The following is a 12,016-nucleotide window of genomic DNA, read 5'->3' on the forward strand; positions in this document are numbered from 1 at the left end:
TCATGCTGGTGGTAGCAAGCTTAACGCCGGGCCAGCGCGTGCGCCCGGCGGATAAACGTCACGACCCGATAATTCCGCCGTCCGCTTTCACGATCACCACCGTGGACGATCGCGGGCGTCCGTTCGGGCTGGCGTCCGGCCAGTTAGAGACGGCGCGCGGATTGGCCGGGTCGGTAATATCATCCCCGCCCTCCCCTGGGTGCTGAATGTTTATAAACAGCGTGCGGTTATCCGGCGTAAACGCAATGCCGGTGATCTCACACCCGCGCGGCCCGGTCAGGAAACGGCGATACTCGTTGGTGCCCGGAATGGTCGCCACCATCTGGTTATTGCCCATTCCCTCGTACGCTTTCTTATTGATGGTGCTGGAGGAGACGTCGGTCTGGATCCACAGGACGCCCTGATGATCGAAAGAGAGTCCGTCCGGACTGCCGAATGCCGCGCCCTGCATGGAGCCTTTGGCCTTCGGATCGTCGCCGTCGGTGCGTCCGGCCATGACCAGAATATCCCACTTAAAGCGTGCGGCAGCAGGGTCCGCGCCGTCTTCGTGCCAGTGCATGATATGCCCAAACACGTTGTTGGCGCGCGGGTTGGCGGCATCCACCGGCGCTTTCCCCTCTTTCCCGCGATCGCTGTTGTTGGTGAGCGTACAGTAGACGCTGCCGCTGGCGTGCGGATCGACGGCTATCCATTCGGGGCGATCCATTTTGGTCGCCCCCACCGCGTCGGCCGCCAGGCGGGTTTTAATCAGCAGATCGCCCTGGCTTTCAAACCCTTTACTCTTATCCAGGCCATTTTGCCCGAAGATCAGCGGCAGCCAGTCTCCGCTCCCGTCCTCGTTGAACCTGGCGACGTACAGCGTGCCGGAGGTCAGCAGCTGCATATTGGCTTCACGGTTCGCGGGATCGTATTTTTTGTCCGAGACAAACTTATAGATGTACTCAAACTTCTGATCGTCCCCCATGTAGACCACCACGCGGTTATCGGCGGCGAGCGTGACGGCTGCCCCCTCATGCTTAAAGCGGCCCAGGGCGGTGTGCTTGCGCGGTGTGGAGGTGGGGTCGTAGGGATCGATCTCCACGACCCAGCCGAAACGGTTGGGTTCGTTAGGAGTTTTATCGACGCTGAACCGCTCGTCCACCTCGTTCCAGCGGTAGGATTCATCGCTGTCGCTGATGCCGTAGCGTTTTTCCAGCGGATTGAGATCGGCTTTTTTGACAAAAATATCCGACCAGTTCTCCTCGCAGGTGAGATAGGTGCCCCACGGCGTGTGGCCGTTGGCGCAGTTTTGCATGGTGCCCAGCACGCGCTCCCCCTGCGGGTCGGCGGGGGTTTTCATTAAGTCCTGATGCCGCGCCGGGCCGGTAAGCTGCATCGGCGTATTGACGGTGATGCGGCGGGCATATGAAGACGGGCGTACCACCTGCCAGTCTCTGCCCGCTTTTTTCACTTCCACCACCGAGACGCCCATCGCGTTCTGCCCCTTGCGGGCCTTGTCGAGGCTCCAGTTCGCCGTACCGTCGGTAAACAGCATCCCGTTGTCGATGTATTCATGGTTCATCGCCAGCAGGCCATGCTCCGGGTTTTGCTCCCCCTGCGGCAGGCTAAACCACGCCATGCCGTCGTGGTGCATGCCCGCCTGCACGGCCTGTTCGTCCGTGGTGTTGCTGGCGTCCGGCTTAAAGGCCGGCATGTTGTTTTTGATCCCCGTCGGGTCACCCCAGCGATAGAACGGGCGGGCAATATAGCCTTCCGGCACCCTGACCGTATCTTCGGTGGAGACGTCGATGCTGGTAAAGCCCAGGGAAACCGCTTTTGCCAGCGCGGAAGGCTTCGATACCGCGGCAATGGCGTTCTCAGGTTTGATCAGAAACGGGAATGATACGGCGGCCCCCGCAACGGCCCCCATCTGGAGAAAACGGCGGCGGGAGAGGAACACCTCCGCCACCTCGGAGAATACCGGGTTTGCGCTGCGGTTAGCGATGTCGTCGCGATGTTCTTTTTTAAAAACGGATTTGAGGGGTCTGCCCATAGCGGCTTCCTGTCATTGGCCAAGAGGTAAAGAGTTGGCGACCAGTGTAAGAAGCTTTTATTACAATTTTATAACACGATGACGGAAGGATGGGGGCATCCGTGCCCCGGATAACGAGGTGGAACGCTTAGAACTCGTAGCCAACCGAGACCTTAAAGGTACGCGGTTCGCCCTGAGTGATGTAGGTGCCGGAATCGTCCACGCTGGCCCAGTAGTTCTCATTGGTCACGTTGTCGATGCCCGCGCGCACGGTCATCTGGTTTGCGTTGTGGTTCACCGCGAAGCGATAGCGCATGCCCAGATCCAGCGTGGTGTAGCTGTCGAGCTTTTTGGTGTTCGCGAGGTCGGCATACTGCGTGCCGGAGTGGTTCACGCGCGCGGTCGCTGTCAGGCCGTCAACCGGCTTGATGTCGTACTCCGCACCCAGCACGGCGTAGAAGTTCGGAATACCAATTGCATCGTTGCCCTGGTTCACGCCGTTTTTAGTTTTGGTTAGCTCCGCCTGCAGCCAGGTGGCGCTGGCGTTCAGACGCATCCCGAGCATCGGCTCGCCGAAGACGTTCAGCTCCACGCCACGGTTGCGCTGTTCAGCGTCCAGGCCGTAGTGATTGTTAGCATCGAGGATCGCCGAGGGCATTTTAATCTCAAACAGCGCCAGAGAGCCGCCCACGCGCCCGAAGTCCGCCTTCACGCCCACTTCGTTCTGCTTAGAGTGAACGATGCCGGTGCTCTGGCCGTAGTTGGTGGCGGTGTTAGGTGCGGTTTTGCCCGGCTGCAGCGCTTCGGTGTGGTTGGCGTAGAGGGAAATTTCTTCCCACGGTTTGTAAACCACACCGTAGGTTGGCATCCAGCGGCTGCCGTCGAAACCGTCCGCGTCGTTCTCTGCGCCGGTAATTTTGTTATACCCGCGAACGACCACCTTCTGATGGCGTGCGCCGGCGGTGAACAGCAGCTTGTCATCAAACACGCCCAGGGTATCGCTCAGCAGCCAGCCCTGGGTGCGGGTGCGCCCGCTGGTCAGCGGATCGCTGTATTTACCGCCGGAGCCGTTGAAGTTGGTGCTGTCCGGCATATCCACGCCGGTGTTGTGGTAGATGTTGGTGGTCGGGTTATCCTTCGCCGCCGACATTTTCCAGGCGATTTTTTCGTTTTTGGTCATTGCGGAGTACCCCACGTTGACCTTGTGCGAGACGAAGCCGGTGTTGAAGTTGCCGCGAATGCCCGCCATCCCGCTGACGGAATCGCTGATGCGGTTGGTATCCAGACGGCTGACCGTTGCGTTACCGCTCTTGTCCACCAGCTTCGGCGCGCTGTAGATCCCTTCTTCATGCGCGTGCTGCGCGCCCAGGCCGGTATAGGCGGTCCAGCTGTCGGTGATGTCATACTCGCTGCGCCACATCCCGAACTCGTTTTCGATATCGCTGTAGGCCCACTTCTGCGAGAAGTTACGATCGTTTTTCGGCGGTTCAGGCACAAAATCCACCGCCGAGATGTTGACGCTGGTCGGGCTGCCGTGGAAGGTTTTTTTCTGATAGCCCAGATCCAGCGAGGTGCGGAAGCGGTCGCCTTTGTAGTCCAGGCCGGTGGAGAGCAGCGTGGTGCGGCGGCGGTCGTTCGGTACGCCGGTTTCCCCTTCACGATGCAAGAGGTTCACGCGCGCGCCAAACTGGTCGTTATCGCCAAAGCGACGCCCCGCATCCAGCGTGGTGCCAATCTGGGAATCCGAGGTGTAGTCCACGCCCACTTTCGCCTGCGGCGTTTCCCCGGCATGCTTTGGCTCAAGGTTAATCATCCCGCCCACGCCCGAGCTTGCCGCGCCGTTCATCAGGGAGTTGGCCCCTTTGAAGATCTCAATGCGGTCAACCATCTGGGCATCCACCACCTGACGCGGCAGCACGCCGGAGAGGCCACCGAAGGTCATGTCGTCGCCGTCAAACTTCAGGCCGCGAATGCGGAAGGTTTCCGCGCTGTTGCCGTAACCCTGCACAAACTGCACGCCCGCGTCGTTGGCGACCACGTCAGCAATGGTTTTCGCCTGCTGATCTTCCACCAGCTTTGAGGTGTAGCTGATGATGTTGAACGGCACGTCCATGGCGTTCTGCTGGCCGAGCATCCCCATTCGCCCGCCGTTGGCCACCTGCCCGTCAAGGAAGGCCGGCACCAGCTGGTCGCCACCGGGTTTAAAGTCACCGGCAGGTGCTGACTGCACAACGATGGTGTCTTCTTTTTTATCCTCTGCCGCCCAGGCGGAATGTGTAACCGCGCCAATGGCGAGCGCCAGCAGCGTTTTGTGCATTTTGGTGTTGTTCATCGTTAACTCGTTTGAAAGTGCGCGCAAAAATAGCCCGTGGACGGGCCTTAGAATATATTGGTTGCAATGCAAATGAGAACTATACGCATTATCTATGCTTTGGCAAGCGCAAATCTCTGCAGGATCCTGCTCAAATTAATGCGTGATAAAAGGGGATGCTCACCTTGCGCTGAACCCTTTGAGCTCACATGCACGGAAAATTGAGGCCATTTTGGCAACCATGACGCAAATACGACACAAGGAGAAAATCAGGCTGGTTTGAAACTGGCTTAAGTGCCTGTTTCTAAATGGCACGCCCTGTAGGATTCGAACCTACGACCTACGGCTTAGAAGGCCGTTGCTCTATCCAACTGAGCTAAGGGCGCACTGAGAAGAGTGAACTTCGCGGTGGTGAAACGCGAAGAATTATACGGTCAATGTCAGGTGAGTCAATGCCTTTTCCGTTTTCGGGGGCAATTACCGCTAGCCGATTGTAAATACGGCTATTTTCTCAACATTTCTCGCTGTTTCACCGTAAAATTTAGCGCTGCGAAAAGGCTTAGTTGCATTTAAGTAACGCCTGCTGTTTTCCTGCTCGTCGGCTCGTCACACTAGAGCGAGGTTTCCCGGCCGCCTGGAGGCTGACAGACAACAGGACAATGGAGTGACAGCGCACAACCCGTTCGATACGCCCCCCCGGTTACAGTTTATTTCTCAGGACATCGTCGGCATCAAACTGGAGCCTGTCGTCGCCCTCACCTCTCAGCGTCAGGTTGGCGTGGAGGTGCTTAGCATTCTGTCCGAAACGCAGCACAGCGAGGATTTTTTCCGCCATCAGTCGGCAGGCTGGTCAATGACGCTGCTTGAAGCGCAGCTTGCTGCACTAAAAAAGACGCCGCACGGTAAAAATCTTTTTATTAATCTGCCGATAACCGTTCTGACAGAGCCAGCGTCCTTTCAGCGGCTCATCAATCTGAAAAACACGCCGCTGAATATCGAGATTGTTGATCTCTCTGCCTTTCTGGCTTTCTCTGCCGCACAGAAGCAGCGCGTCATTCAAAACCTGTCGAAACTCCGGGAACAGGGGCACAGTATATGGCTGGATGACATCGACGAAACGGTCATTCAGCCGTTTTTATTTTGTCGATTACCGTTGAACGGCATCAAAATTGATAAGGGCGCATTCTGGCGTTTACGCGCCACACCCGCGCTGAGGCAGCTGGTTTCACGTTGCTTTCAGCTGGCCGGGAGCGTGCTCATCGAAGGTATTGAGACTGAACGCGATCGCACCTGGGCACTGCAGGCAGGCGCAGATCTCGGCCAGGGATATTACTGGCCGTCCTGGACATGGCCGGAGGATTAAAGAGCCATTTCCAGGAGGGAGACCATGCGAATGACAGTGCGCCGTTACCGGCGGCGGCGTACAGGAAGTGATGCACTGGGATTTACGCGCTCACCTTTTGCTCCCCCCTTTTTCGACCGGCTCGAGTTTTTGAGCCAGTCCATCAGCCAGCCCCGAAAAACCGACGCTCCGTTTATCATTCTGGTCACGGAGGATCATTTTCTGCGCACCGGTTTTCTCAATGGACAGTTTCCCCTGAGCAGCTGTTGCGACTATATCTCACTGGATGATGCGCTCGGCGCTCAGGCACAATGGCCTTCAGCGCGTCTGGTGGTGGATGTAGAAAGCCGTTCCACCGGGCTGATTGATCAACTGGATCAGTTAAGAAGGCATAGCCTGTATCCCCCCTTCCTGACGCCGTGGCTACTGGTCCGGGCAGATAATTATGATACCCGCCTCTTCTGCAAAGCGGCGGGGCCTTTTCACGTGCTGGAACGTCAGATGAACGCGGCAGGGCTTCAACACAGCCTGATGGATGCCCGCCCACCGCAGGGGTCCGATAAAGACTGGTTTTCCCGCAATGAATGGCCCATTTTGCAGGAGCTTGCCCGCGGTAAGACGCTGCGTCAGATTGCCCTTCTGCAGAATCGCCCCTATAGCCGCATTATCTATCGTCTTAGCTGCATCCTGCTTAAGCTGGGGCTGAGCCATCGCCAGGAATTGTTACACCTTCTTAATAACCTCTCTGACTGCACGTTTTAACTTACGCACTAACTTCTTATTTCCTAAAGCGCTTTAGGAATTTACTTACCACGCATGTTATGAAATGGTTAAATTTTAACAAAGTATTCGATTTTATAACTATTCCTAATTTATGGTTCGGAACCATGTGAAATGTCACAGAATGAACCAAAGGCAGCACTTTCCTCCATCCGTTAAGTGAATGCAGAAGGCGTTAATAAGATGATAATGATGTAAAAACAAGCAGCTTCGCTTCACTCTCCAGGAGCGGAAAGCAAAGTGAATAGCATGTTCTCCTGCGCGATGATGGCGTGACGTTGATGCGCCTTAAGCACTTTCAGATGAAGGTTTGACACCTTGCGAGGGCACTTTTTCGCCTCTTTTACCCTGGGTCGCCATCCGAATCGACGGCCTTTTTTATTAACAATTACGCAACATAAAGAGACATCTGTTATTTTTTGTTATTACATAAAGATGAAAAGATGCGGTAAATGGGATAACAGGATATTTCCGCTAAATTTAAAAACATAGCCATTAAGATCCAGAAGATAATACAAACCAATAAGCGGAGACTAATTTACAGGGTTTTCGGAAAAAACTTACTCTGTATAATAAGATGCGTACCAAATCTGAATAAGAAAAATCTTTTTGCCAACACCAGCCAAATGAGATGACCGCGCTGAGGCACTGTTCTTTTCATTACGTAAACAAGGATGCTTTCGCTCTTTCCAGGGAAATACTACGGTATAGGGATCTGCACTTTATATCCTTCCGGCATTTCGAGAGTTTTACAAAACTCTGCATAACGCTTTTAACAATCTGAGGCATTAAAAATGAAACCGGCATCCGTTATCATTATGGACGAACATCCTATCGTCAGAATGTCGATAGAGGTCCTGCTACAGAAAAATAAAAATATCACAGTCAAGCTTAAGTCTGGCGATAGCCATGAAGTTCTTGACTGTATTCGCAATCATCCTATCGATTTGGTGATCCTTGACATCGAACTTACGGGCACAGACGCCTTCGCTTTACTGAAGAGAATCAGAAACTTAAACAAAGACATCAAGATTCTGTTCCTCTCCTCTAAATCAGAGTTATTTTACGCGGGTCGTGCGATTCGCGCCGGGGCCAACGGCTTCGTCAGTAAACGAAAAGATTTGGGTGAGATCTACAACGCCGTAGAGATGATTCTGATGGGTTATTCTTTTTTCCCGTCGGAAACGCTGAATTTTATAAACCATATGGGTTCGGGAAAAGGGATGGCAGCGGATATGCCATTATCGAATCGCGAGGTCACGGTATTACGTTATCTGGCGAATGGATTATCCAATAAGGAGATTGCTGAACAGTTACTGTTAAGCAATAAGACCATCAGTGCGCACAAATCCAATATTTATTCCAAGCTTGGCGTACAAAGCATCGTGGAATTAATAGATTACGCCAAAGCACACGAGCTGCTATAACCTGAATTCACTCCCTGCAGTTTATCCGAGCTGCAGGGAGTGCGGTCAGTGCTAATTATAATTAATCATGAAGGTAGCATCCGCATCAGCCCGTCCGGGCTGAGGGTTATCGGCCGTAGCAATATAATTGGCATAAAATGATAGGGTCGCATTCCCCTGTGCATCAACCGTCACCGGCTGGCTGGCCTGCTGAAGCGCCAGACGCGTTTTATCCGCATCCCTGATCTCGACGGCGACGTGGCTCGCTGTACTGGCATCATTCAGCGCCAGCAACCCGCTATTGCTCCCGTCAGCCTTACCCGAGAACGTAATGGACGCCGCCCCGGGCGGACAGCCGGTCAGCTTCAGCGTGAAGGGCATAGGCTGCGTGCGGCTCCCCGTGGTGTTGAGCTGCTTCGTGGGCCAGGTGCCCAGCGTGACCGTTTTGTCGCTATCGTTACCCTCTGCCACGCAGGTGAAATCGACAATATTGCCGTAGAGCCGAATATTAATTTCGCCCAATGCGGTTTCCGCCTGAGCCTGGGTGCAAAGCGCAAAGAGCGCCACGGTGATAAAACGGATCCCGTTTCGCATGTCTGCTCCTTAGTCGTAATCCACACGCAAATATCCGCGCGAGGTAAAGCGCCCTTCCGCTGGCTTGTTGCCCGTCACGCTCACCGGCCAGACCCGGATCCCCACCTGCGCCTGCGCGCTGTCGTCCAGGCGGAACGGAATTTTGCTCGTCAGGTTGTTAGGCGTGAGCGGCGCACCGCTCTCGTTGGCAATGATAAACCCCACATCCGGGTTATCCGACACCACCACATTATTGGAGACCTTTTCAGCCTCGACGCGCATCGTCAGCATAGCGTTTGCCTCCACGTTGGTGCATTTAATCGCGATGGTTTTGCTTTGCGATGAGACGCCCTCCGGCTTGTTACCCACGCCCGCCTTGCTGAACAGGGAGGCGCCAATGTCGCCGAAATCAAATTCAACCACATTGCCGGCGTTGATGGCGCAGCTCTGCGGCACCTGAATGGTTCCGCTGTAGCTGATGGTGTAGACCGGCGTGGTCAACGGATCGGAGGAGGTGGTAGTGACGTAAACGCGGAACATGGTGGCACGCGGGATCACCACCATATTGATAAAGCGTCGGGTCACCTTAAGACGGAAAATAAGGCTGGAATCCTGCACGCCAAACGGTTTGTTTTTTGAAACGTTCGGATGGCTCCCCATCTGGATATAGTTTTTGGGTGGATAAAACGCGCCAGCATAGCTATCCGTGATCTTCATCGCCCCGTCCAGATAGTCGTTAAGCTTCAGATACTGATAGCCATCGCTGGTCCCGGTGATCGGGTAATCCGTCACGTAGCTGCGCTTGGTGGTATTCCCGACGGTGCCCTTCGGGCAGACGGCGTTTACCCCCACCCACTGCGATTTCTCGCTGAGGGTGACAACCTGCCCAACCTGGTTATTCGAGCTGTTGAATTTATCCGTCAGGTCGTAATGCACCTCCGTCGGCACGCCCTTTTCATTGACGCACACGGTGGCTAACGCGTTTGTCGCGGGCAGGAGTGCCAGAAGCGACAAGGCAAAGATATGGATTTTAATCACAGCGGATCCCCTTAAGTGTGATCGCCTGTTGCAGGCTCTTTTCAGGCAAGCTGTAAGGCGCACGGCACTGGGACTGCGCCCCGTTACCCCACTGGACCAGCAGTTCGCCTTCCAACGGCAGCCCACTCAGGTAAATTTGCCCGTCATCCCCCACCATGCTGGTCACGCCGCTCTGGGTTTCGCGCACCACGGCGCCGAACGGCACCGGCTGGTTGCCGTGCGTTACCGTCAGCAGGGCGCGCACGCCAATGCGGGTATCAAAGCTGGCGCGGACCAGCGCGCCTTTGGTCGGCACCACGCTGCTCACGTTGTTTTCGATGTCGGTGTTGTTGCTCATAGTATTGGTATCCAGCGCCACGCGGTTGTAGCGGTAGACGGTGGCATACGGCATGACCGCGTAGCCTCGCCAGTCGGTCTTCACGCCGGTCTGGTTTTCCACGCTGACGCCTGATGCCCCCGGCGCCTTAATCAGCACGTTGGTATCGCCCAGCGGCTGGCTGAAGGTCACGCCGTCTGAATGGCCAACCACCCCGCCGGAGAGCTGCCAGTTGAGATCGTGCTGATCGCGGGAATAGTTGTAGCCCACGCCCAGCGTGCCGTAGGTTGCCTGCCAGTTGGCGCTGGCGCTTCCGCTTGAGCCGTTGGTGCTGGCGTGTCCCTGGGTCACGCTGTAGTTCAGGTTGCGGTCCTCAAGCAGCGTGCCGCTGACGCCGGTTTGCCAGCTCGTGTCGCCATCGCTGTTTCGGCTGGCGGATGCGGTGGCATAGGCGCGATCGATCGCGCTGTCCCGGCGATAGCCCTGGCGGGTAAAGAGGCTAAACGGCACGGAGACGTTAAACGACGCGATCCGGTCGGTACCGTCGATCCCGACGGATTTGTTCCACGACCATGACAGGGAGTAATTGATCCCCTTCACGCCCCCCGCGTAGCCCAACTGATACCAGAGGTTCGTTTCGTCCGTCCCCCAGTAGGTTTGCTCGCTCCCGGAGATATAGACCGAGCCGTAATCCCCCAGCGACTGGGAAATGTTGAGCTGGAAGCGGCCTTTTTTATTCCACGTCAGGTTGTGATAGCTCTGCACGTCCGGCACATCGTTATCGTCCTGGCTATCGGCATACTGGTAGCCCTCCATTGAGCGCCAGGCGACGTCGTCCAGGGTGTAAAACCCCTTCGTTGAGTAGCGGTAGCCCAGCAGCTGGAAGTTGGTGCCAAACCCGTTCAGCGATTTTGCATACAGAAAACGCAGGGACTGACCTTCATGTTTGCTGTCGTCCGCGAGCTGGCTGCGGGCGTGGGTGATATCGACGGAGACTGCGCCCCAGTCACCGAGGTTTTTCCCGGCACCGACGGCCACTGCGGTATAGCGTGACGCCAGCTGGGTGCCGCCATAGAGCGTAAAGCCGTTAGCAAGGCCGGTAATCAGGGTGCCCTGGGCGAAGAACGGTGTATCCTGGTCGCTGTTACCGCTGCGGTAATCCCCCGCCACGAGGTCATATTTCCAGCGCCCTTCACGCTGCAGGAGCGGCACGGTGGAGTACGGCACGGTGTAGCGCTGCTGGCTGCCGTCTTTCTCTTCCACCGTGACGTCAAGGTCACCGCTGGAGGAGGTCGGGTTAAGATCGGTAATGGCGAACGCGCCGGGCTGGACGTAGCTTTGATAGATAACGTAGCCGTTCTGGCGAACCACCACTTTGGCAGGCGTACGGGCAATACCGCGCACGGTCGGCGCGTAACCCTGCAGGCTGTCGGGGTACATGCTGTCAGACGAATAGAGCCGCCCGCCGCGAAAACCGACGCTGTCGAAAACGTCATTCCCGGTGTTGCTGTCGCCCAGCACCAGCTCACTTTTCAGTGGGATAACGGTGCGCTGCGCCCAGGTGCCAATATTCTGCCACTCGCTGCGCCGCTTCCCGTTATTTTGCGTGTAGCGCCATGCGCCGTTGTTGCGTAAACGCCAGGCGCCATAGTTCAGCCCGCTCTGCAGGTTCAGGTAATAGCTGTCGTCTTCGCTTCCCCGGTTGCCCGTAAAGCTGTAGTTCACCAGCGCGGCGGGAATGCCTTCATCCCACTGTTCAGGCGGAATATAGCCGCGCGCGCTGTTTTGCATTGCCACCTGCGGCAGGCTGACGTTCAGGCGCTGTGAAGCAAAGTTAAATACCGTTTCGCTGCCGGGAATGGCCGTGGTCAATGGAACGCACGTTTCACCCTGCACCTTCGCCAGCTCGGGAAATGCGGCAACGTTGACGCCAAAGCGATCGAGCATCGCGCGCGTAATGCACGGTGACAGGCCGCCCGCCACCGGCGGCGTGTTCTCGGCCTGTTCAAAACGCACGTCCTGGGTGCCGATAAACTCATCGTTACGCCAGATATCCACGCGATAGATGCCGGGTGCCTGCTGGTGCCCCTGTTCAAAACGCGACAAATCCGCCACGCTGGCGGTGTCGTCGGATAAGAAGGCCGGGTTGAAGTAGCTTTCGCTCCAGCCAGCCTGCGGCCAGAGCGCGGCCATCAGCGCCAGTGCAACCGGGCAGTAACGTCCCTGGTGGTTTTTCATC

At 56.1% G+C, this 12,016-nt stretch carries 8 protein-coding genes, 1 tRNA gene and 1 pseudogene; 4 read left to right on the forward strand and 6 right to left on the reverse strand.

Annotated features, from left to right (window positions below):
• Positions 1-58: 58 nt before the first annotated feature.
• Both IM284_RS07190 and IM284_RS07195 read right to left on the reverse strand, forming a co-directional pair.
• On the reverse strand, positions 59-2,032 hold the full coding sequence (locus IM284_RS07190) for a PhoX family phosphatase (RefSeq protein ID WP_047367641.1): 1,974 nt from the start codon (positions 2,030-2,032) through the stop codon (positions 59-61).
• Positions 2,033-2,159: 127 nt separating this feature from the next.
• Positions 2,160-4,343, reverse strand: a complete 2,184-nt coding sequence (locus IM284_RS07195) for a TonB-dependent siderophore receptor (protein WP_047367640.1) — start codon at positions 4,341-4,343, stop codon at positions 2,160-2,162.
• 154 nt (positions 4,344-4,497) lie between these two features.
• On the opposite strand from IM284_RS07195, the pseudogene IM284_RS23320 reads away from it, so the two are divergent.
• Positions 4,498-4,616, forward strand: a pseudogene (locus IM284_RS23320) (hypothetical protein); the annotation flags it as partial.
• Positions 4,617-4,631: 15 nt separating this feature from the next.
• Here the strand turns inward: IM284_RS23320 and IM284_RS07200 are convergent.
• Positions 4,632-4,708, reverse strand: a tRNA-Arg gene (locus tag IM284_RS07200).
• A 278-nt stretch (positions 4,709-4,986) separates the two neighbouring features.
• Between IM284_RS07200 and IM284_RS07205 the strand changes: the two genes are divergently transcribed.
• From IM284_RS07205 to fimZ, 3 genes are all read left to right on the forward strand, one after another.
• On the forward strand, positions 4,987-5,685 hold the full coding sequence (locus tag IM284_RS07205) for an EAL domain-containing protein (RefSeq protein ID WP_047367639.1): 699 nt from the start codon (positions 4,987-4,989) through the stop codon (positions 5,683-5,685).
• Positions 5,686-5,709: 24 nt separating this feature from the next.
• Positions 5,710-6,426 (forward strand): response regulator transcription factor, encoded by a 717-nt coding sequence (locus IM284_RS07210; RefSeq protein WP_028012233.1) that lies wholly within the window; start codon positions 5,710-5,712, stop codon positions 6,424-6,426.
• Between the two features lie 812 nt (positions 6,427-7,238).
• Positions 7,239-7,871 (forward strand): fimbria biosynthesis transcriptional regulator FimZ, encoded by a 633-nt coding sequence (fimZ, locus tag IM284_RS07215; RefSeq protein ID WP_028012232.1) that lies wholly within the window; start codon positions 7,239-7,241, stop codon positions 7,869-7,871.
• Positions 7,872-7,922: 51 nt separating this feature from the next.
• Here fimZ and sfmF read toward each other — a convergent pair whose 3' ends face one another.
• From sfmF to IM284_RS07225, 3 genes are read right to left on the reverse strand one after another with little or no spacing between them, the layout of a single operon-like run.
• The gene (sfmF, locus tag IM284_RS23325) at positions 7,923-8,444 is read right to left on the reverse strand and encodes a fimbria assembly protein (protein WP_028012231.1); all 522 of its coding nucleotides are present in this window, start codon (positions 8,442-8,444) and stop codon (positions 7,923-7,925) included.
• A 9-nt stretch (positions 8,445-8,453) separates the two neighbouring features.
• Positions 8,454-9,461, reverse strand: coding sequence for a type 1 fimbria D-mannose specific adhesin FimH (fimH, locus tag IM284_RS23330; RefSeq protein ID WP_041911033.1), 1,008 nt, complete (start codon positions 9,459-9,461; stop codon positions 8,454-8,456).
• Positions 9,454-12,015 (reverse strand): fimbrial biogenesis usher protein, encoded by a 2,562-nt coding sequence (locus IM284_RS07225; protein ID WP_047367638.1) that lies wholly within the window; start codon positions 12,013-12,015, stop codon positions 9,454-9,456. The genes fimH and IM284_RS07225 overlap by 8 nt, the downstream gene beginning before the upstream one ends.
• Position 12,016: the final 1 nt, after the last annotated feature.

The organism is Enterobacter cloacae complex sp. P12RS (assembly GCF_014895875.1).
In the GTDB taxonomy this organism is placed as follows: Bacteria; Pseudomonadota; Gammaproteobacteria; order Enterobacterales; family Enterobacteriaceae; genus Enterobacter; species Enterobacter bugandensis.